General features: G+C 70.8%; 20 protein-coding genes and 1 tRNA gene. 9 read left to right on the top strand and 12 right to left on the bottom strand.

Annotated features, from left to right (window positions below; all coding sequences use genetic code 11):
- On the bottom strand, positions 1-852 hold the full coding sequence (locus tag ACIQWG_RS21195; protein WP_404097969.1) for a M24 family metallopeptidase: 852 nt from the start codon (positions 850-852) through the stop codon (positions 1-3).
- Between the two features lie 254 nt (positions 853-1,106).
- On the opposite strand from ACIQWG_RS21195, the gene ACIQWG_RS21190 reads away from it, so the two are divergent.
- The 6 genes from ACIQWG_RS21190 to ACIQWG_RS21165 all read left to right on the top strand — a co-directional run bounded on the left by ACIQWG_RS21190 (position 1,107) and on the right by ACIQWG_RS21165 (position 5,343).
- The gene (locus tag ACIQWG_RS21190; protein WP_404099376.1) at positions 1,107-2,096 is read left to right on the top strand and encodes an ABC transporter ATP-binding protein; all 990 of its coding nucleotides are present in this window, start codon (positions 1,107-1,109) and stop codon (positions 2,094-2,096) included.
- On the top strand, positions 2,086-3,009 hold the full coding sequence (locus tag ACIQWG_RS21185) for an ABC transporter permease (protein WP_404097966.1): 924 nt from the start codon (positions 2,086-2,088) through the stop codon (positions 3,007-3,009). Before ACIQWG_RS21190 ends, ACIQWG_RS21185 begins: the two co-directional genes overlap by 11 nt.
- Positions 3,006-3,917, top strand: a complete 912-nt coding sequence (locus tag ACIQWG_RS21180) for an ABC transporter ATP-binding protein (protein WP_404097963.1) — start codon at positions 3,006-3,008, stop codon at positions 3,915-3,917. The genes ACIQWG_RS21185 and ACIQWG_RS21180 overlap by 4 nt, the downstream gene beginning before the upstream one ends.
- A 10-nt stretch (positions 3,918-3,927) precedes the next feature.
- Positions 3,928-4,647 (top strand): ABC transporter permease subunit, encoded by a 720-nt coding sequence (locus tag ACIQWG_RS21175; RefSeq protein ID WP_404097961.1) that lies wholly within the window; start codon positions 3,928-3,930, stop codon positions 4,645-4,647.
- A 143-nt stretch (positions 4,648-4,790) separates the two neighbouring features.
- Complete coding sequence (locus ACIQWG_RS21170; protein WP_404097958.1) at positions 4,791-4,991, top strand: hypothetical protein; 201 nt, start codon at positions 4,791-4,793, stop codon at positions 4,989-4,991.
- Between the two features lie 265 nt (positions 4,992-5,256).
- A tRNA-Ser gene (locus tag ACIQWG_RS21165) sits at positions 5,257-5,343 on the top strand.
- A 323-nt stretch (positions 5,344-5,666) separates the two neighbouring features.
- Here the strand turns inward: ACIQWG_RS21165 and ACIQWG_RS21160 are convergent.
- The 9 genes from ACIQWG_RS21160 to ACIQWG_RS21120 form a co-directional block, all read right to left on the bottom strand.
- Entirely contained in the window at positions 5,667-6,473 is an 807-nt protein-coding gene (locus tag ACIQWG_RS21160; RefSeq protein WP_404097956.1) for an HAD family hydrolase, read from the bottom strand.
- Positions 6,470-7,747 (bottom strand): serine--tRNA ligase, encoded by a 1,278-nt coding sequence (gene serS, locus ACIQWG_RS21155; RefSeq protein ID WP_404097954.1) that lies wholly within the window; start codon positions 7,745-7,747, stop codon positions 6,470-6,472. The genes ACIQWG_RS21160 and serS overlap by 4 nt, the downstream gene beginning before the upstream one ends.
- 522 nt (positions 7,748-8,269) lie before the next feature.
- Complete coding sequence (gene pheA / locus ACIQWG_RS21150) at positions 8,270-9,202, bottom strand: prephenate dehydratase (protein WP_404097951.1); 933 nt, start codon at positions 9,200-9,202, stop codon at positions 8,270-8,272.
- A gap of 51 nt (positions 9,203-9,253) precedes the next feature.
- Positions 9,254-10,570, bottom strand: a complete 1,317-nt coding sequence (gene efeB / locus ACIQWG_RS21145) for an iron uptake transporter deferrochelatase/peroxidase subunit (RefSeq protein WP_404097949.1) — start codon at positions 10,568-10,570, stop codon at positions 9,254-9,256.
- 3 nt (positions 10,571-10,573) lie between these two features.
- On the bottom strand, positions 10,574-12,640 hold the full coding sequence (locus ACIQWG_RS21140; RefSeq protein ID WP_404097946.1) for a copper resistance CopC/CopD family protein: 2,067 nt from the start codon (positions 12,638-12,640) through the stop codon (positions 10,574-10,576).
- Between the two features lie 13 nt (positions 12,641-12,653).
- Positions 12,654-13,100 (bottom strand): copper chaperone PCu(A)C, encoded by a 447-nt coding sequence (locus ACIQWG_RS21135; protein ID WP_404097944.1) that lies wholly within the window; start codon positions 13,098-13,100, stop codon positions 12,654-12,656.
- Positions 13,097-13,762: an SCO family protein gene (locus ACIQWG_RS21130; RefSeq protein WP_404097941.1), complete on the bottom strand. Its 666-nt coding sequence runs from the start codon at positions 13,760-13,762 to the stop codon at positions 13,097-13,099. The genes ACIQWG_RS21135 and ACIQWG_RS21130 overlap by 4 nt, the downstream gene beginning before the upstream one ends.
- Positions 13,763-13,840: 78 nt before the next feature.
- Positions 13,841-14,581, bottom strand: coding sequence for a YcnI family protein (locus ACIQWG_RS21125; RefSeq protein WP_404097939.1), 741 nt, complete (start codon positions 14,579-14,581; stop codon positions 13,841-13,843).
- A 187-nt stretch (positions 14,582-14,768) separates the two neighbouring features.
- Positions 14,769-15,611: a hypothetical protein gene (locus ACIQWG_RS21120; protein ID WP_404097938.1), complete on the bottom strand. Its 843-nt coding sequence runs from the start codon at positions 15,609-15,611 to the stop codon at positions 14,769-14,771.
- Between the two features lie 222 nt (positions 15,612-15,833).
- Here ACIQWG_RS21120 and ACIQWG_RS21115 point away from each other — a divergent pair, with 222 nt between their 5' ends.
- The 3 genes from ACIQWG_RS21115 (at position 15,834) to ACIQWG_RS21105 (ending at position 18,172) form a co-directional block, all read left to right on the top strand.
- Positions 15,834-16,283, top strand: coding sequence for an ATP-binding protein (locus ACIQWG_RS21115; protein WP_404097935.1), 450 nt, complete (start codon positions 15,834-15,836; stop codon positions 16,281-16,283).
- A gap of 134 nt (positions 16,284-16,417) precedes the next feature.
- Positions 16,418-17,335, top strand: a complete 918-nt coding sequence (locus ACIQWG_RS21110; protein ID WP_404097933.1) for an intradiol ring-cleavage dioxygenase — start codon at positions 16,418-16,420, stop codon at positions 17,333-17,335.
- Between the two features lie 3 nt (positions 17,336-17,338).
- A complete protein-coding gene (locus tag ACIQWG_RS21105; RefSeq protein ID WP_404097930.1) occupies positions 17,339-18,172 on the top strand; it encodes a triphosphoribosyl-dephospho-CoA synthase in 834 nt (277 codons plus the stop codon).
- On the opposite strand, the gene ACIQWG_RS21100 is transcribed toward ACIQWG_RS21105, so the two are convergent.
- Positions 18,147-19,376: an MFS transporter gene (locus tag ACIQWG_RS21100; RefSeq protein WP_404097927.1), complete on the bottom strand. Its 1,230-nt coding sequence runs from the start codon at positions 19,374-19,376 to the stop codon at positions 18,147-18,149. The two genes, ACIQWG_RS21105 and ACIQWG_RS21100, sit on opposite strands and share 26 nt — an antisense overlap.
- Positions 19,377-19,444: 68 nt before the next feature.
- Positions 19,445-20,791, bottom strand: coding sequence for a PLP-dependent aminotransferase family protein (locus tag ACIQWG_RS21095; protein WP_404097924.1), 1,347 nt, complete (start codon positions 20,789-20,791; stop codon positions 19,445-19,447).
- Positions 20,792-20,827: the final 36 nt, after the last annotated feature.

The following is a 20,827-nucleotide window of genomic DNA, read 5'->3' as shown; positions in this document are numbered from 1 at the left end:
TCACTTCTCCTCCGCCCAGCGCCGCACATGCGGCAGATCGTCGTCCAGCCAGAAGGCGCTCTGCTCGGGGTCCGCGGAGTCGGTGACGACCAGGATCTCCTCGAACTTCGCGCCCGTACCCCGGAATCCGAGGTGGGGTTCGACCGCCCACAGGCCCGGCTGGGGCGGATGGTCGGAGAAGCGGTACGGCGACCACAGCGGGGACCAGCCGTCGCGGTGACCGTGCAGCGCGTCGCTCGCCAGGCCCTTCAGGGACTGGGTGCCGAACCCGAACACATGCGGCGACCAGCGGCGCTGCGCGACCCGGTCGACCTTGTGCGCGATCACGCCGAAGGGATAGGCCCGGTGCCGGTTGGCGTAGCCCTGGCGGACCATGAGGCGGTCCACGTCCTCGTAGATCTCCCTGAGCGGACGCCGTTCGCGCACCTCGCGCAGGATCAGCTCCCGGTGCGCCTCCAGGTCGGCCATCAGCTTGTCCTGGACCGGGTTGATGCCGAGCGAGCCGGAATAGCCGATGTCGGCGGTGCAGCCGTCGTACACGGGAGCCATGTCCAGGATGAACGGCATCCCGGGCTCCAGGCGGCGGTTCGTGGGGAAGAACTGCAAGGGGATCCGGAAGTTCACGAACGCCGTGCGGTCCCCGAACCAGGCGAAGGGCAGATGGAACCAGTCGCGCACCCCGCGCTCGCGCAGCCACTCCCGCTGCATGCGCGCCGCCTCGCGCTCGGTGACGCCCGGCTCCAGCCGCGCCGCGACGGCCTCGGCGCATTCGTACGCCAGCCGCTGGACCCTTCTGAACCCCTGCAACTCCGCGGATGCCACCGAGCGCTCGCCTGAAACCGCCGTAGTCATGCCACCGCCCCACCTGTCCACATCGACTGCGGTACGTGTCCGTAACTTGACACCGGTGAATGTGACAGTTGTTAGAGGCGGCGTCAATAGGGCTGCCGAAGGCTGTGGAAAACCCCCACGATGTGGAAAACCGGGGCGTTGCCGTTCGACCTCAGGGTGACCCCTAGGGCCCCGTAGTCCTGGAGGTTGACTTCAAGACAGCTCTGCGGGGTGACGACCGGCGTGGCCGGTATCACTACGTTCGTAGCGTGACTGTGATCGCGACCGAAAGCCTGAGCAAGCGGTTCCCGAGGGTGACCGCGCTTGACCGGCTGACCATGGACATCGGGCCCGGGGTGACCGGACTCGTCGGGGCCAATGGAGCCGGCAAGTCCACCATGATCAAGATTCTGCTGGGTCTGTCCCCCGCCACCGAGGGCCGTGCCGAAGTGCTCGGACTCGACGTCGCCACCAAGGGCGCCGCCATCCGCGAGCGGGTCGGGTACATGCCGGAGCACGACTGTCTGCCGCCCGACGTCTCGGCCACCGAGTTCGTCGTGCACATGGCCCGTATGTCCGGACTGCCGCCCGCCGCCGCGCGCGAGCGCACCGCGGACACGCTGCGCCACGTCGGTCTGTACGAGGAGCGCTACCGCCCCATCGGCGGCTACTCGACCGGCATGAAGCAGCGCGTGAAGCTGGCGCAGGCCCTGGTGCACGACCCGCAGCTGGTGTTCCTGGACGAGCCGACCAACGGCCTCGACCCGGTCGGCCGCGACGAGATGCTCGGCCTCATCCGCCGGATCCACACCGACTTCGGCATCTCGGTCCTGGTCACCTCCCACCTGCTGGGCGAGTTGGAGCGCACCTGCGACCACGTCGTCGTCATCGACGGCGGCAAGCTCCTGCGCTCCAGCTCCACCACCGACTTCACCCAGACCACGACGACCCTCGCCATCGAGGTCACCGACACCGACGACCACCCGGACGGCACCCGCGCGGTGCGCGACGCGCTCCACGCGCGCGGGATCGAGGTCCTCGACGGCAGCGGCGGCCTCCCCGGCGCCGGCCACATCCTGCTGCTCACCGCTCAGGGCGAGGAGACCTACGACCTGGTCCGTGACGTGGTCGCCGACCTCGGCCTCGGCCTGGTGCGCATGGAACAGCGCCGGCACCACATCGCGGAGGTCTTCACCGACGGCGAGCAGGGCAGCGAGCAGAGCACCGACGCACAGCGGAAGGAGGCGGTCGGCCATGGCGGTTGAGCAGCCCGTAGCCACGCAGCCGGGTGACCAGACCCGGATCCACAACATCGGGTACCGCAACTACGACGGCCCTCGCCTCGGCCGCTCCTACGCCACCCGCTCGCTCTACTCGCAGTCCTTGCGCGGCTCCTACGGCCTCGGCCGCTCGGTGAAGTCGAAGGTGCTGCCGATGCTGCTGTTCGTGGTGATGTGCGTGCCCGCGGCCATCATGGTCGCCGTCGCGGTCGCCACCAAGGCCAACGACCTGCCCGTCGACTACACGCGCTACGCCATCATCATGCAGGCCGTGATCAGCCTGTACGTCGCCTCGCAGGCACCCCAGTCCGTCTCGCGCGACCTGCGCTTCAAGACCGTGCCGCTGTACTTCTCGCGGCCGATCGAGACCGCCGACTACGTCCGGGCGAAGTACGCGGCGCTGGCCTCCGCCCTGTTCATCCTCACCGCGGCCCCGCTGCTGGTGCTCTACGTAGGCGCGCTGCTGGCCAAGCTCGACTTCGCCGACCAGACCAAGGGATTCGCGCAGGGACTCGTGTCCGTCGCACTGCTCTCGCTGCTGTTCGCCGGCATCGGCCTGGTCATCGCGTCGGTCACGCCACGCCGCGGCTTCGGCATCGCCGCCGTGATCGCCGTGATGACCATCTCCTACGGAGCCGTCTCCACGCTCCAGGCCATCGCCGACGCGCAGTCCATCAACGGCGGGGGCAGCGCCGACGCCATCGCCTGGATCGGCCTCTTCTCGCCGGTCACGCTCATCGACGGCGTGCAGTCCGCCTTCCTGGGCGCGAGCTCCGCCTTCCCTGGAGGGGTGGGCCCGAGCAGCGGTGAAGGCCTCGTCTACGTCCTCGTCAGCCTGGGCCTGATCGCCGCAAGCTACGGCCTCCTGATGCGCCGCTACAAGAAGGTGGGACTGTGACCACGCTCCAGATCGACCACGTCTCCCGCTGGTTCGGCAACGTGGTCGCCGTCAACGACATCACCATGACGATCGGCCCCGGCGTCACCGGCCTCCTCGGCCCGAACGGCGCCGGAAAGTCCACCCTCATCAACATGATGGGCGGCTTCCTGGCCCCCTCCACCGGCACCGTCACCCTCGACGGGCAGCCGGTCTGGCGCAACGAGGCGATCTACCAGCACATCGGCATCGTCCCCGAGCGCGAGGCGATGTACGACTTCCTCACCGGCCGCGAGTTCGTGGTCGCCAACGCCGAGTTGCACGGGCTGGGCGCCAAGGCCGCCCAGAAGGCGCTGGCCACGGTCGAGATGGAGTACGCCCAGGACCGCAAGATCCAGACGTACTCCAAGGGCATGCGCCAGCGCGTGAAGATGGCGAGCGCCCTGGTCCACAACCCTTCGCTGCTCCTGCTCGACGAGCCCTTCAACGGCATGGACCCGCGTCAGCGCATGCAGCTGATGGACCTGCTGCGGAGGATGGGCGACGAGGGCCGCACGGTGCTGTTCTCCTCGCACATCCTCGAAGAGGTCGAGCAACTCGCCTGGCACATCGAGGTCGTCGTCGCCGGGCGGCACGCGGCCAGCGGTGACTTCCGCAAGATCCGCCGCCTGATGACCGACCGACCGCACCGCTACCTGGTGCGCTCCAGCGACGACCGCGCCCTCGCGGCCGCGCTGATCGCCGACCCGTCGACGTCCGGCATCGAGGTCGACCTCACCGAGGGCGCGCTGCACATCCAGGCCGTCGACTTCGGCCGCTTCACCACGCTGCTGCCGAGGGTGGCGCGCGACCAGGGCATCCGACTGCTCACGGTCTCGCCGTCCGACGAGTCCCTCGAGTCCGTGTTCTCGTATCTGGTCGCGGCGTAGGAGGCCGAAGATGTACGACCCCACAGTCGCCAGGCTCACCTATCGAGCCCTGCTCGGCCGTCGCCGGGCCCTCATCCTGGGGGCGCTGCCCCTGCTGCTCATCGCGATCTCCGTCGTGGTGCGCGCTCTCGCGGGCGCCGACGACCAGACCGCGTCCGACCTGCTCGGCGGGCTGGCGCTCGCCACCATGGTGCCGATCATCGGCGTCATCGCCGGCACCGGCGCGATCGGGCCGGAGATCGACGACGGCTCGGTCGTGTACCTGCTGTCCAAGCCGGTGAAGCGGCCCACGATCATCTTCACCAAGCTGATCGTGGCGATCGCCGTGACGATGGTGTTCTCGGCACTACCCACCTTCATCGCCGGGTTCATCCTGAACGGCAACGGCCAGCAGATCGCCGTCGCCTACACGGTCGCCGCGCTGGTCGCCTCCATCGCGTACGCCGCGATCTTCCTGCTGCTCGGCACGGTGTCCCGGCACGCGGTGGTGTTCGGGCTGGTCTACGCCCTCGTCTGGGAGGCCCTGTTCGGCTCCCTGGTGTCGGGCGCGCGCACGCTGAGCGTTCAGCAGTGGTCGCTGGCGGTGGCGCAGAAGGTGGCCGGCGGGGACATGGTCACGTCGGACGTGACCCTGCCCACGGCGACCGTGCTGTTGGCCGTCGTCACCGTCCTCGCGACCTGGTACGCGGGACAGAAGCTGCGGTCGCTGACGCTCGCCGGTGAGGAGTAGGGGCGCAGGTGAGAAATAAGGGAGCGGGCTCTTCACGGGGCCCGCTCTTGACGGGGGCTTCACGACGGCGCGGGCAAACTGGGAAGAGGCCGATGTCCGGCTGAGAGGCCGATGTTCGGCTGAGAGGGCTGAGAGGAACGGGGATGGCCGACGAGTGGGACGACCTCGTCCTGGACGAGGACTTCATACGGTCCGCCGAGACGTCCGAGCCGTCCGCCCGGGCCCGGATGCTGGCCGCCCCCTGGCGCCGTGAGAGGCCCGAGCCCCAGCCGTGGCGTTCGGACGAGCCGCCCGCAGGGTGGTTCTTCAGCAAGGGGCGCCGCCGCAGGTGGCGGCGCCGTTGATCCCCGTACGGCCGCTTTATTAGGTGGCGTCCAACTCCGCGTACATGCACCATGGTTGTGTCGAAGACGCCGGTCGAGGCCGGCGCCATGGTCCGGGAGAGGAGTTGGGCGATGTCCATGCACGGCAGTACGTCCAGCTCCCGTCAGGGCAGTCTGCGGCGGGCTCCGGTGTAGTTACCCCACCGTCGAGCCCGCTCCGCATACGGAGCTGCCCGGGGCGGCCGCTTCGAGCACGCGATGTCGCTCTCGCGTGGGTCGCCCACCCGGAGGATTGGCCGAGTGGTAAGGCACTGGCTTGCTAAGCCATGGTCGGGTTGCAAAGCCCGCGCACGTTCGATCCGTGCATCCTCCGCGAGACGTTGCCACTGGGGCTTGGCCGTATTGCAGGGCTGGGGTGCCTTCGAGATGCACCCGGCGTTGCAGGGCTGGGTGCCTTCGAGATGCACCCGGCGTCGCAGGGCTGGGGTGCCTTCGAGTTGCACTCGGCGTTGCAGGCCGTGCCCACCCGTTCCGCCCTGCGGAACGATTGCCCACGGTGGTGGCGAATGCGGCTGCCCGCCGCGGTCGCGTGTACGGCCGCTCATGGTGGTGGCGCATACGGCCCGCCCTCAGCCCGGCGCGAGAGTCGGAGGCCGGGGCCTGCTGAAAGGTTTCCCGGCGCCGTGCAGCCCGGCGTCAGGCGGCCAGCAACCGCTCCAGTACCACCGCGATCCCGTCCTCCTCGTTCGAGGACGTCACCTCGTCCGCCACCGTCCGGAGTTCTTCGTGGGCGTTGGCCATGGCCACCCCGTGCGCCGCCCAGGCGAACATCGGGATGTCGTTGGGCATGTCACCGAAGGCGATCGTGTCCGCCGCCTTCATCCCCAGACGGCGGGCCGCCAGGGACAGACCGGTCGCCTTGGACAGGCCCAGGGGGAGGAGTTCCACGATGCCCTCGCCCGCCATGGCCACGGTGACGAAGCCACCCGCGGCCTTGCGCGCGGCCTTCGCCAACTCGTCGTCCGTCAGGTCGGGATGCTGTATGTAGATCTTGTTCAGCGGGGCCGTCCACAGATCCGAGGCGTCCGTGAACGGAGTCGACGGCAGCGTGCCCGTGACCGCGTAACCGGGGCCGACCAGCACCGCGCCGTCCAGGCCGTCACGGCTGGCCGCGAGGTACAGCGGGCCGACCTCCGCCTCGATCTTGGCCAGCGCCACGCCCGCCAGTTGCCGGTCCAGGGTCACCGAGGTCAGCAGGCGGTGCTCGCCGGCGTGGTACACCTGCGCGCCCTGGCCGCAGACGGCGAGGCCCTGGTAGCCGAGGTCGTCGAGGATGTGCCGGGTCCACGGCACCGCGCGGCCCGTGACGACGATGTGCGCGGCCCCCGCCTCGGTGGCCGCGGCGAGGGCGTCACGGGTGCGCCGCGAGACCGACTCGTCGGAGCGCAGGAGCGTTCCGTCGAGGTCGGTCGCGATCAGCCTGTAGGGGAAGCCGGTGCTCACTTCGCGATCGGCTCCAGGACCTCCCGGCCCCCCAGGTACGGGCGCAGCACCTCGGGAACGCGGACGGAGCCGTCGGCCTGCTGGTGGTTCTCCAGGATCGCCACGATGGTCCGCGGTACGGCGCACAGCGTGCCGTTGAGCGTGGACAGCGGCTGCACCTTCTTGCCGTCGCGCATGCGGACGGCGAGGCGGCGCGCCTGGAAGCCGTCGCAGTTGGACGCCGAGGTCAGCTCGCGGTACTTGCCCTGGGTCGGGATCCACGCCTCGCAGTCGTACTTGCGGGACGCCGAGGCGCCCAGGTCGCCCGAGGCCACGTCGATGACCTGGAAGGGCAGCTCAAGGCCGGTGAGCCACTGCTTCTCCCAGTCCAGCAGCCGCTTGTGCTCGCTCTCCGCGTCCTCGGGGGCGACGTAGGAGAACATCTCGACCTTGTCGAACTGGTGCACGCGGAAGATGCCGCGCGTGTCCTTGCCGTAGGTGCCGGCCTCGCGGCGGAAGCACGGCGAGAAGCCGGCGTAGCGCAGCGGCAGCTTCTCGGCGTCGAGGATCTCGTCCATGTGGTACGCGGCGAGCGGGACCTCGGAGGTGCCGACCAGGTAGTAGTCGTCCTTCTCCAGGTGGTACACGTTCTCCGAGGCCTGGCCGAGGAAGCCGGTGCCCTCCATGGCGCGCGGGCGGACCAGCGCCGGGGTGAGCATCGGGATGAACCCGGCCTCGGTGGCCTGGGCGATCGCGGCGTTGACCAGCGCCAGTTCCAGCAGGGCGCCGACACCGGTGAGGTAGTAGAAGCGGGAGCCGGACACCTTGGCGCCGCGCTCGACGTCGATGGCGCCCAGCGCCTCGCCGAGCTCCAGGTGGTCCTTGGGCTCGAAGCCCTCGGCGCCGAAGTCACGGATGGTGCCGTGCGTCTCCAGGACGACGAAGTCCTCCTCGCCGCCGACGGGCACGTCGGGGTGGACGAGGTTGCCGAGGCCGAGCGCGAGACGCTTGGTCTCCTCGTCCGCCTCGTTCTGCTCGGCGTCGGCCGCCTTCACGTCGGCGGCCAGCTGGCTCGCCTTCTTCAGCAGCTCGGCCTTCTCGTCCGCGGAGGCCTTGGGGATGAGCTTGCCGAGTTGCTTCTGCTCGGCACGCAGCTCGTCGAAGCGGACGCCGGACGACCTGCGCCGCTCGTCGGCAGACAGGAGGGCGTCGACGAGCGCGACGTCCTCTCCACGGGCGCGCTGGGAGGCGCGCACTCGGTCGGGGTCCTCACGGAGCAGGCGAAGGTCAATCACGCGCCCAAGGCTACCGGGGAGGGGTGACAGCCCACGACTCACTATTCCGAACTGCGGCTTACGTTGCGTTATGGGGGAATTGCGAATCGTGTCAATAAAAAGCGTCTCACTCCCTGGGACGGGGCAAGCGCGAGGCGCCCGGTTGACCGGAATCCCTTGTGGAGAACGGGACTTGGGTCGCGGTTGTCCACAGGGATCCCCAGCCCTCGAAGAGTTATCCACAGGGTGTGTGGATGGACTGTGGACTTCGGAATTGATCACTCCGTAACCCATTGATCAAGTAGAGGATTCCCAGGACAAACCCTCCCCATCCGCACTTTCGAGTGGAAAGTGGTCGCCCCAAAGGATTGCCCAAAGGAAAAGAGTGGACGAAGGGTGACTTGCATCCCGGTGGACGTCGAGACGGCCTGGAGAGCGATTTGTCGACAGACTCGCCTTCCGCTGTCGACTTGTCCCCAGGTCGAGATGAGTACCTGTGGATAACTCCTGTGGATAACGACGATCGGCTGGTAGGACCGGCGCTCAGAACCGTCCGTCCTGGCACCGCGCCACCCAGTCCGCCGCCGACACGAACGCCGCGTCCGACGTCCCCAGACGCGGCGGCTCCACATCCTCCGGCTTCATGTCAGCTCGCGGATACGAGCCCAGGAAGCGCACCTCCAGGCAGATCCGCTTGAGCCCCATCAGCGCCTCGGCGACCCTGCGGTCGGAGATATGGCCCTCGGCGTCGATGCAGAAGCAGTAGTTGCCGATGCCCGCGCCGGTCGGCCGGGACTGGAGCAGCATCAGGTTGATGCCACGCGTGGCGAACTCACCCAGAAGATCGCGCAGTCCACCGGGGTGGTCGTCACGCTGCCACAGCACGACGGATGTCTTGTCCGCGCCGGACGGCGCCGCCGGCCGAGCGGGCCGGCCCACCAGCACAAAGCGGGTCTGCGCGTTCTCCGCGTCGTGGATGCCGGTCTCCAGGGCCTCCAGGCCGTACAGCGCGGCGGCGAACTCGCCGGCGAAGGCCGCGTCGTACTGGCCTTCCTGCACCAGGCGGGCGGCATCCGCGTTCGAGGCCGCCGACTCCCAGTGGGCGTCGGGGAGGTTGTTCCTGAGCCAGTTGCGCACCTGCGGCTGGGCGGCCGGGTGCGCGGAGACCGTCTTGATGTCCGACAGCTTCGTGCCCGGCCGGACCAGCAGCGCGAAGGTGATCGACAGCAGCACCTCGCGGTAGATCATGAGCGGCGCGCCGGCGACCAGCTCGTCGAGGGTGGTGGTGATCCCGCCCTCGACGGAGTTCTCGATCGGCACGAACGCCGCTTCGGCCTCGCCGACGCGCACCGCGTCCAGCGCGGACTGCACGGACACGTAGGGGATCAGCTCCCGGGTCGCGGCCTCGGGAAGCGTGCGCAGGGCGGCCTCGGTGAAGGTGCCCTCGGGGCCGAGATAGGCATAGCTCGCTGGCATGACCTCACCCTAATGGGCCTTGCCAAACCCGGCGCACGCCTCTTCGCCGTGTCACCCCTCCAACAGCCGCTGCCCCACGTATTCCCCTTCGGCGGCCCCACCCGGCACCGCGAACAGGCCGCTCGCCTCGTGGCGGATGTACTTGGACAGCGCGTCGCCCCGGTCGAGCTTGCGCTGGATCGTGACGAAGCCACGCAGCGGGTCGGCCTGCCAGCAGATGAACAGCAGGCCGGCATCGGGCACCCCGTCCGCGTCGATGCCGTCGTGGTAGGAGAAGGGGCGCCGCAGCATCGCCGCCCCGCCGTTCTGGTCGGGCCTGGTGATGCGTGCGTGCGCGTTGATGGGGACGACCAGATTCCCTGCCTTGTCCGTCTTCTCCAGGTCCATCTCGGTCGTCTCGGTGCCTCCCGACAGCGGCGCCCCGTCGGACTTGCGGCGTCCGATGACGTCCTCCTGCGCCTTGAGCGAGAGCTGCTCCCAGTCGTCGAGGAGCATGCGGATCCGGCGTACGACGGCGTAGGAGCCGTTCGCCATCCAGTCCGGGTCCTTGGAACCCGACGCCGGGACGAAGATCCGCTGGTCGAAGTCGGCGTCCGTCGGCTTCGGATTGCGCGTGCCGTCCATCTGGCCCATCAGATTGCGGGCCGTCATGGGGTGGGCGGTGGCGCCGGGTGAACGGTTGAAGCCGTTCATCTGCCAGCGCACCTTGGCGGCCTTGCCCGCGTCCCGCTGGATCGCGCGCAGGGCGTGGAACGCGACCAGGGCGTCGTCGGCGCCGATCTGCACCCACAGATCACCGTTGCTGCGTGCCTTGTCGAGCTGGTCGGAGGAGAAGTCGGGCAGGGGGTCGAGCGAGACCGGGCGCTGCTTCTCCAGTCCGGTCCGCCCGAAGAAGCTGTGCCCGAAGCCGAAGGTGATCGTCAGCGACGAGGGTCCGGCGTCCCGGGCGACATCCGTGTCGTCCTGCTGGGCCGCCTCGCCCGCCATCAGCCGCCGAGCCGTCTCCGACCAGCGGCGCAGCAACGCCGCCGCCTCCTTGCGGCCCGCTCCGGCCGCCAGGTCGAAGGCGACGAGGTGGCCGCGCGCATGGAGTGCCTGGAGGATGCCGGGCTGATGTTTCCCGTGAAACATCGCCTGATCGGCCCCCAGCGAGGTGAGCGGCGTCGCCGCGGCCGGCCGGGCGGCGTACCCCACGGCACCGCCCGCCGCACCGAGCACCAGCCCGCTGGCACCGGCGGTGCCGAGCAGCAGACGCCGTGAAATGCCCGGCCGCTCGGCAGCGTCTGCCCGAGGAGCGCTCTTGACGGCGGCCTCTCCGTTGAGCGATTTCTCGGAGGTGCGGGCCTCCGGAATGGACTGGTCAGCCATGGTTCAGCCGATCTGCGCGTTCTTGGACACGGTGGCCTGGTCGATGTCGGAGGTCCGCACGGTCACGGCGATCTTCCAGTCGCCCGCCACCGGGATCTGCACTCCGCTCGCCGACCAGTGTCCGGTGGCGATGTGGTCGGGGACGACGGGCAAGGGCCCGATGTCCTGGGACTCCAGGGTGAAGGCGATCTTCACCTCGGGGATGTCGAAGGCACGGCCGTTGGGCCGCTGCACATACACATGCATCTCGTTGCCGCCCACACGAGCCGGATCGAGGTCGACCCGGACCACGCCCTTGCCGTCCTCGCCTCCGGTGTCGAAGGACATGTCCAGGGTCAGCGCCCCGGCGGCCGACGCGTCGGCGGACGCGGCCGCCTTGGCCGCCTTGGCCTGTTCCTCCGTACGACCCGGTTCGGTCGACGTCAGCAAGGTGGTGACGGCGAGCAGCACGACCGCGACGCCCGCCTCGGCCAGCACCGAGCGGCGCAGCCCGAACCGGTTCGGGTCGGCGTCCCGCCGCTGCTTCTGGCGCGCGGTGTCGATCGCGGCCTGTTGCCGGGCGAGCTGCGCGGCGCGCTCGGAGTCGCCGTCGTTCTCGCCGGCCGCGTCGCCGCCGGTCCGCTTCTTCCCGGACACGGCGGCCGAGACGCCCTTCTTGCCGGACACGGGGGCGGCGGAGGCACCCTTCTTGCCGGAGCCGGAGCCGGAGCCGGAGCCGGAGCCGGAGCCGCCCTTCCCGACCGACCCGGACCCGGACCCGGACGACGAGCCGGCCCGCGCACCGGCGGGCTCCTTCTCGCCCTTGTCGGCGTCCCGCTCCTCCCGAGGCTTCACCACGCGCGTCTCCGCAAGCCGTGCCGTCCACCGCCGTGAGACCCACGCGACGCCCACCAGCAGCACCACAAGCCCGATCTTGACCAGCAGCAACTGCCCGTATCGCGTGTCGGTGAACGCCGACCACGAGCCGAGCTGCCGCCATGACTGGTAGATCCCGGTCGCGACCAGCGTCAGCACGCTGCCGAAGGCGACGCGCGAGAACCGCCGTACCGCCGACGCCTCGATGGGTGTGTCCGCGGGCGCCCGGTACAGGGCGACGAGTAGTGCGGCGAGCCCCCCGAGCCAGCTCCCGACGGCCAGCAGATGGAGGATGTCGACCGGCATCGCGATCCCGGCCTGGAGCCCGGTCGACGCGTGCTCGGACATCGCCCAGCTGGCCGCGAGCCCCGCAGCGACGACCGCCCCGCCGATGGCGAGCCCGAAGGTGAGGTCCCGCTTCTCCTCGTCCTCCCGCTTCTCGTACGCCCCGAACAGCACCGCGATGAACAGTGCGGCGGCGGCGAGCAGCAGCAGGCGGGACACCAGGGCCGCACCCGTCTTGGTCTGGAGCACCTGCCCGAGCAGCTCCAGGTCGAAGATGTCGCCGACCTTCCCGCTGCTGGTGTACGAGCCCCGCAGAAGCAGCAGGCCGAGCGTGGCGGCGGTCAGGGCCAGCCATCCGGAGACGGTCAGCCGTTGCAGCGCCCGCACACCCGCCCCGCGCTGCCAGCAGGCGAGCACGAAGGCCGCGCCGCCGACCATGACGATGAACCCGGCGTACGACACATAGCGCCCGACGTCGTAGAGCGCACCGACGACTCCGCCGCCCGCGGTCTGGCCGGAGACGGAGACGGTGGTCCCCGAGGGGGCACCGATGGAGAAGGTGTAGGCGCCGGCGACGGGATGGCTGTCCTCGGACACCACCTGGTAGGTGACCGTGTACGTGCCGTCGGGCAGGCCGGGCTTGAGTTGCACGGCGTACGTCGTGCCGCTGACGTTGGCCGGGGCACCCTTGTCGATGCGCTCGCCCTTGGGGTCGAGCACGCGAAGGGAGTCGTCGGACAGGGCCACCTTCTCGGAGAAGGTCAGCGAGACCTGCGCCGGGGCCTTGTCCACCACCGCCCCCTGCTGGGGGTCGCTGCCCGTCAGCGCGGCGTGCGCGGAGACGGGCCCGGCGCCGGCGAGCAGGAGACCGGTGGCGGCCAGGAACAGCAGCACCAGGGTCCGGACGCGGGGGGCGATGGTCTGGGTCAAGGCGATCTCTCCCTCAGTGTCCGGTCTTCGGGGTGTACGTCGCCGACTTCACCGGCATCCGGACGGTGACGGTGCCGGATTCGGCGAAGCGGAGTTTCAGGGTCACCGTCTCGCCCTGCTTCGGCTTGCGCTTCAGCTTCTCGAACATCAGGTGGTTGCCCCCGCTCTTGAACACGAGTTGACCGTGGGCGGGGACCGGGAGGTCGCCGGCCTCCTGCATCGAGGAGTCGACGGTCTCGTGGGCGGTCACTTCGCCGACGTCACTGGTGACCGCCGTCAACTCGTCCTCAGCCCCGCCCTTGTTGGTGACCGTCAGGTAGCCGGCCGCCATGGAGTCCGAGACGGGCTGGGGCATGTAGGCGCCGCTGACGGACACTTCGGCCTCGGAGTCCTCGGAGCCGCAGCCCGCCAGGACCAGGGCACCGGTCATCACCGCGGCCACCGGGGCGAACCGCCTCACGGCTTCTGCCCCTTGATCAGCTTGGGGAGGTCCTTGGTGTAGTCGTCGACGGTGGCGTCCTCGGTGTAGAGGACGTACCCGGCGTCGGTCTTCGGCGAGAACGCCACGACCTGGGTGCCGTGCGTGGAGACCGTCTTGCCGTTCTTGTCCTTGTGCGGCGGGTCGATGGAGATGCCGAGGGTGCGGGCGCCGGCCTGGATGGTGTCGAAGTCGCCGGTCAGGCCCACGACCTGCGCGTCGATGCCCTTGAGCCACTTGCCGAGCGCGGGCGCGGTGTCGCGCTGCGGGTCGGTGGTGACGAACACGATGCTCAGCTCGTCCTGCTGGGCCTTGGGCAGCTGCTTCTTGGCGACGGCGATGTTGTTCATCGTCAGCGGGCAGACGTCGGGGCAGTTGGTGTAGCCGAAGTAGATCAGCGTCGGCTTGCCCTGGGTCTCCTTGCGGAGGTCGTACTTCTTGCCGTTCGTGTCGGTGAGGACCAGGTCCGGCTTCTCGAACGGCTTGTCGAGCACGATGGCCGCCTTGTCCGAGCCGGCTTCCTCGGAGACCACGGTCACCGGCGAGGCGCTGTCGTCACCGTTGCCGCAGGCGGACAGGGTCAGGGCCGCGGCGGCGAGCAGGGCAGCCGCGGCGAAGGTCTTCTTACGGGTCTTCGTGTGCATGGAAAGGTGTCCCAAGGGTGAGAGCTCCGGCGCGCACCGGGGGTGTGCCCCGGCGCGCGCCGTGAACCGGAGGTGGCGTCAGGCGTCGCTGCGCCGACGGCCGGCGAGCACGCCGTACGCGACACCGACCACGCCGACGACGATGCCGACCACGCCGAGGACCCGGGCGGTGGTGTCGCTGCTGTCGGCGGGCTCGGCGGCCTCGGTCTTGGCGGAGGCGGCCTCGGCGTCCTCGGAGTCGGACGCCTTGTCCGAGGACGACGAGGAGCCGTGGTGGCCCTCCTCGGCGGCGGACAGCGCGAGCACCGGCGCCGGGTTCTCGGGCTCGTCCTGGCCCTCCTGCGGGACCTCGATCCAGCGCACGACCTCCTTGTTGGAGTACGTCTGGACGGCCTTGAAGACGAGCTGGTCGGCGTCCTCGGGGAGCTGGCCGACGGAGACCGGGAACTTCTCGAAGTAGCCCGGCTCGATGCCCTTGCCGTCGGCGGTCCAGGTGATCTTGGAGACCGCCTCGGAGATCTTCTCGCCGTGCATCTCGATCGGCTTGTCGAGCTTGGCCTTGGTGACCTCGATCTTCCAGCCGGGCATGGGCTCCGGCATCGCGGAGGCCAGCGGGTGGTCCGTCGGGAAAGTCACTTCGAGCTTGGTGGTCGAGGCGTTGTCGCGCTCGTTGGGCACCTTGAAGTCGACGACCGCGTAGCCGCCCTTGGCGGCGGTGCCCTCCGGCTGAACGCTGACGTGGGCGAAGGCGGGGACGGACAGGGCGAGCACGGTCGTGCCGGCGAGGACGCCTGCGGCGGCGAGACGAGAGACCTTCATGCGGAGCACTCCACTGTGAGTGAGTTCGGGGATTCCTGTGGTGTAGAGGAGTACGCGTGCGCAGGGGTGCCCGATCACGCGGGATCGGTGGGAAAAGAACCGTCCCTCGGACGAACACGGGGGCACGCGCGTGTGCCGCACGACGGCGGCCCTCGACCCCACGCAGTGGAGTGGCGGTCGCGTCGTGTCAGGCGGCGAGGCCGAGCACGGCGGCCACCGGCGGGCCCCGCCTGATCACCGTGTGCTTCAGCGCGACGGTGCGTGGACCGGGCCGCCCGAGCGGCTCGGCGGCCAGGAAGCGCGGGCCCGCCTCGGGTGCGCCCGGCAGCCCGGCACGCAGGGCGCGCACCAGCGCGAGCGCCCCGCGCAGGGAACGTACGAGAGCCCCCTCGGCGACCGAGTGCGCCGACGGCGCGGACATCTCGACGATCCGCAGCAGGGCCAGGTCACCGCGGCGCAGCAGCCATCCCGCGGCGACCGCGGCGAGCACATGGGCCAGCAGCATCGGCAGGGAAGGCAACAGCGCGGCGGAGGAGTCGGTGGCGGCGGACACCGCGTCCGCCGACCCGTGCGAGGCGTGCGCCCCCGTGCCCGTGCCGGGGCTGGGGGCGATCCGCGCCTCGGTGAGGATCCGCTGGGCCTGTGCGGGGCTGATGGCCGCCACTGAGGTGCCGCACACGAGCCGGACGGCCTGCTCGACGAGCGCGGCGTCGGACGCGGCGGCCGAGGACGAGGCCCCGGCGCTCGTCGCCCCGTGCTGCCCCAGCCCGAACAGCGTGTGCAGGACGGTCTGGCCGACCGCGAGCAGTGCCGCGATCCCGGGCAGTGAGCGTTCGCGTCCCGTGAACGGCACGGTGACGAGCAGGACGCCGAGGAACCCCGCACCCATCGTCCACAGCGGGATCGTGGCGCAGGAGCCCAGCACATGCCCGATCCCGGCCAGCACGACGCAGACCGCGGCGAACACCGCGGCCCGCAGGATCCGGAGATCGCTTCCGGAGCGCACCGTGCGCGGGTGGGGGGCAGTCATGGCGGGCTCATCATCGCACTGGCCTTATGGCCGAGATACGGCAGGTCCACAAGACGAGGTACGAGCGGAAGATCACCTTCTGGTGTGGGCTGCCCCCACATACACCGATTCCCTCGTGGGCGCATCGACCATATGGGCGGCATCACGTCAATGATGTGCTTACGGACGGGCACTCGCGGCAATACGTAACGGTATGTCGAGCCGCGGCCAGGAGGCTGGAGCATGAGCATCTGGTGGTCACTCCATCTGCGCCGTGAAGCCGCGAGCGTTCCCCTCGCCCGGCGCCTGTTGCTCGGCACCATGGAGACGGCGGGCGTCGACCCGGACGTCTCGTACGACCTCTCCGTCGCCCTCAGCGAGGCCTGTGCCAACGCCGTCGAGCACGGCGGCGCCACCACACCCGACGGCTCACCGCAGGCGTACCGCGTCACGGCGTACCTGGACGGCGAGAAGTGCCACATCGAAGTCACCGACTCGGGCCCGGGCTTCACGAGCTCCCATCGCGCCCCCCGCCCGGCGTCCCACGACGCCGAGGACGGCCGCGGCCTGTGCCTCATCAGCGAACTCGCCGACCACGTCCAGATCGGCAACAAGCCCGGCTTGGGCGGCGCGGTGGTCAGCTTCGACAAGATCCTCAAGTGGCGTGAGGACGCGCCGTTGATGGCGGTGTAACGGCCGTCGGAGGGGGTCGGGCCGCTGCCCCCGACGTCGAACCGAAGCCGCCGGCTTCAGTTTCCTCAGCAATCACAGCCCCCACACAGCGCCACCTGAACCTTCTGACGGGTGGCGTCCCTAACTTCCCGGTCATGACGGGAAACCACAAGGACAACTCGATCACCCGGCGCCGCGCGATCGCGGTGACCGGAGGGACGGTCGCGGCGGGCGGGCTCGCCGTCGCCGGTTACCAGGCGGCCTTCGCCGACACCAGCGGCACGGTCACGGACGCCGTGGCGACGGCCTCCGCGAGCTCCGGCTGTATGACGCTGATGTCGAGCGTCACCGAGGGCCCCTACTACCTCGACGGCGCCCTGGTGCGAAAGGACATCACCGAGGGCAAGAGCGGCGTCCCGCTGACGCTGCGGCTCACGGTCGTCGACGCCACCGACGGCTGTACGCCGGTCAAGGGCGCCGCCGTCGAGATCTGGCACTGCGACGCCTGGGGCTACTACTCCGGCTACACCACGGCCAACCCCGGGGGCTCCGCGCCCGCCGAGAGCGAGGACGGCTCGACCGCGAACGACAGCACCTATCTGCGCGGTTACCAGATCGCCAACGCCAACGGGGTCGTCAAGTTCGAGACGATCTTCCCGGGTTGGTACACCCCACGCACCTGCCACATCCACCTGAAGGTGCACACCGGCGGCCAGAAGGAGGACGGCACCTACGAGGGCGGCAAGGTCAACTACACCGGCCAGCTGTTCTTCGACGACGCGATCGCCGAGGAGATCTTCACGCTGGAGCCGTACTCGAAACACTCCGGCAGCTACACCACCCTCGACAACGACATGGTCTACGACGGCGGCGGCGCCTCCAGCGGCATGCTCGCCCTGGAGGCCGTGCACAAGAAGAACCCCGCGAAGGGCTACAAGGGCTTCCTCACCGTCGCCATCGACCCCGACGCCGAGAACACGGGGGCGGGCAGCGGCGGAGGAGGCGGCACGCCACCCAGCGGCGCCCCGAGCGACGCGCCCAGCGGCACCCCGTCGGCCTCGGCCACCTCGTAAGGCATGAGCAGCCGCGAGGACGAGGCGCTGGCGCAGGCCGCCGTGACCGCGCTGACCGGGCAGCTGGCCCTGGCCCCCAAGCCGGGCCTGCCCGACCCGCGCGACCTCGGGGCCCGCGTCTCCCGCCGGGACCACCGCATGCTGCGCTGGTCGGCGAAGTCGCTCACGCCCGGCCTCACGGCGATGGCAGCCGCCGCCCGCCGCACGGGCGAGCCGACACCCGGGCTCCGTACGGAACTCGGCGCGATCGGCAGGTGCACCGAGCACTCGGTGCACCTCGCGGGCGGCGGTCACCGCGGCGCCCTGTGGGCACTCGGCCTGCTGGTCGCCGCGGCCGCGCTGAACCCCCGGGCCGGTGCGCGGGACGTCGCCGCGACCGCCAAGCGCATCGCCGCGCACACCGACAAACGCGCCCCGCGCAAGCCCTCCCGGGGCTCCTCGGTGTCCGCGAAGTACGGCGCCGCAGGGGCACGCGGCGAGGCACGGGCCGGGTTCCCGCACGTCCGGCGGGCGTTGGACGCGCTCACCGGGGCCCGCGCGGCCGGCGCCGCCGAGGAACGGGCCCGCCTGGACGCCCTGCTCACCGTGATGTCCACCCTTCAGGACACCGAACTGCTCTACACCGCGGGCCCGATCGGCCTGCGGCACGTGCAGGCGGGCGCCCGCGCGGTCCTGGAGGCGGGCGGCACGTCCACGGAGGCCGGCGCGCGGGCCCTGACGGCTCTCGACGCCGACCTGCACGCGCGCGCGTGGAGTCCACGGGGGAGTGCGGGCCTGCTCGCGGGGGCGCTGTTCCTCGACTCCCTGCCGGTCAGGCCACGAGCGCGGACCGCTTGACCGTACGCCGCCCACGGGTGCCGGCGGCCCACCGAGCCGCCGGCCCCATCGCGCACGAGGCGCCCAGCGTCACCGCGCCCAGCGCCAGCCACCCCGGCGTCCCCCACTCCACCAGCAGCGAGGTCAGGACGAGCGGCCCCAGCGTCCGTGCCACGGTCACCCCCGTGCCGAAGAACCCCTGGTACTCGCCCACCCGGTCCGCGGGCGCCAGCTCGAAGGACAGCTGCCAGGACCCCGCCGACTGCCCCATCTCGGCGAAGACCTGCAACACCGCCCCGGCGACCAGCACCCCGGCCGCCACCCACGGCGAGACGCCCGCCGACAGCGCGAACACCGCGCACGCCGCCAGCATCACCCACCCCGACCGCCGCACCGCGCGCGTGGCGGACGCGAGCCCGGTGACGCCGCGAGCCATCCGCACCTGGAAGGCCATCACGGCCACGGTGTTGAGCACGAACAGCGCGGACACCAGCCAGGCCGGCGCGTCCGTCCGCTCGGCGATCCACAGCGGCAGCCCCAGGCTGAGCAGGGGCATCCGCAGCAGCAGGACGGAGTTGAGGAAGGTGATCAGGACGTACGGCCGGTCCCGCAGCACACCGAGGGACCCCGGCGCGCGCACCGCGACGGGCTTCACGGCGGGCAGCCGCACCAGCACCCCGGCACACACGACGAAGCTCACCGCGTCCAGCGCGAACACGGCGAGATACGCCTCCCGGGTCCCGGCGTTCAAGGCCAGCCCGCCCAGCCCCGCCCCGACCGCCAGCCCGGCGTTGAGCGTGGCCTGGAGGTGGGCGAGCAGCCCGGTCCGGTCCCCGGCGGACACCAGCCCGGCCAGCAGCGCCTGCCGGGCCGCGGCCAGCCCCGACTGGGCGGTCGCGTACGCGCACGCCGCCACGACGAAGGGCACGAAACCACGTACGACCAGGAAGGACGCCACCGTCAGCGCCGTCACCAGCGCGAGCAGCACCGCCGTGCCTCGTGGCCCGCGCCGGTCGGCGAGCCGTCCGAGCGGCACTCCCGCCAGCGAGCCGACGGCCCAGGCGACGGTCAGTCCGAGCCCTACGCGCGCGGGAGCGAGGCCGACGACATGGGTGAAGTACAGCGCCGACGTCACGTAGTAGGCGCCGTCGCCGATCGAGTTGGCCAACTGGGCCGAGGCCAGGACGCGTTGCGGTCCCGCGGGCGGAAGGAGAGGGGTGCTCATGCCGACGACGCTAGAGCTCCTGTGGGTCCATCGGCAGACCCAATACCGATGCGTCCCAGTGGCCCAATTCAGGCCCCGTCGAGGACCTTGCCCAGCACCTCCAACGCCTCCGGATACACCCGCTCCCGAGGCGTCCCGTACCCCACGACCAGCCCTTGCGGCCGCCCCGCGCCGCCGGTCGCCGTATGCCAGTGCTCGCCCAGGTGCCCCACCGCGAGCCCTTCCTCCCCGGCCCGCGCCAGCACCGCCGCCTCGTCGTCGACCTCCACCAGCGCGTGCAGCCCGGCCGCGATCCCGCGCACACGCCGACGCGCCCCCAGCCGATCGAGGAGCAGGTCCCGGCGCCTCCGGTACCGCAACCGGCACGCCCGCACATGACGGTCGTACGCGTGGCTGTCGATCAGCTCGGCGAGCGCCAACTGGCCGATGGACTCGGTGTGATGGTCGCTGTGCAGCTTGGCGTCGGCGACGGCGTCGACCAGGTCCGGCGGCAGCACCATCCAGCCGAGCCGCAGCGCGGGCCCGAGCGTCTTCGAGGCCGTGCCCAGATACGCCACCTGCCCCGGCGCCATGCCTTGCAGCGCGCCCACGGGCTGGCGGTCGTAGCGGAACTCCCCGTCGTAGTCGTCCTCGACGATCAGCCCGCCACGCGCGCGTGCCCGGTCGGTCAGCGCCCGGCGCCGCTCCGGGTGCAGGGTCACACCGGTCGGATACTGATGCGCCGGCGTGACGACGAAGGCGTCACAGTCCCCCGATTCCCGCGCGCACGCCCCCCGTTCGTCGACCGGAAGGGGCACGACGACACCACCGCCCCGCCGTACGACCTCCCGGTGGAACGGCAGCCCGGGGTCCTCCATGGCGAAGACGCCACCTTCCAGCACGCGCGTGAGCAGTGCCAGCCCCTGCACATACCCGGAGACGATCACGATCCGCTCCGGCGGCGCGATCACCCCGCGCGCCCGCCCCAGATATCCCGACAGCGCGGTCCGCAGCTCGATACGCCCGCGCGGATCGCCGTAGTCGTACGCCATCGACGGCGCCGTGGCGACGGCCCTGCGCAAGGCCCGCAGCCAGGCCGCCGCCGGAAACGCCCCCACATCCGGGCTCCCCGGCCGCAGATCGAAACGCGGCACGCGCGCGCGTGCGCGGGCCTGAGGCGGTACGGCGTCGACCGGCGGCAGGGCGGCGACCTGCGTACCGGCCCCCTGCCGGGCGGTGAGGTACCCCTCGGCGACGAGCTGGTCGTAGGCCGCCTTGACGGTGTTCCGGGAAACCCCGAGCTCCTCGGCGAGCCGCCGAGTGGCGGGCAACCGCGCCCCGGGCGCCAGCCGCCCGTCCCGCACGGCATCACGCAGCGCGCGCTCGATGCCGCCACGGCGCCCATCAGCGGCGGCAAGCTCTATGTGCAGGTCCACACCAACCCCCTCAGGGGCGCGGGGAACTGCGCGACA

It is taken from the genome of Streptomyces sp. NPDC098781, from assembly GCF_044759995.1.
Lineage (GTDB): Bacteria > Actinomycetota > Actinomycetes > Streptomycetales > Streptomycetaceae > Streptomyces.
This window is presented reverse-complemented; position numbering and strand designations above follow the sequence as displayed.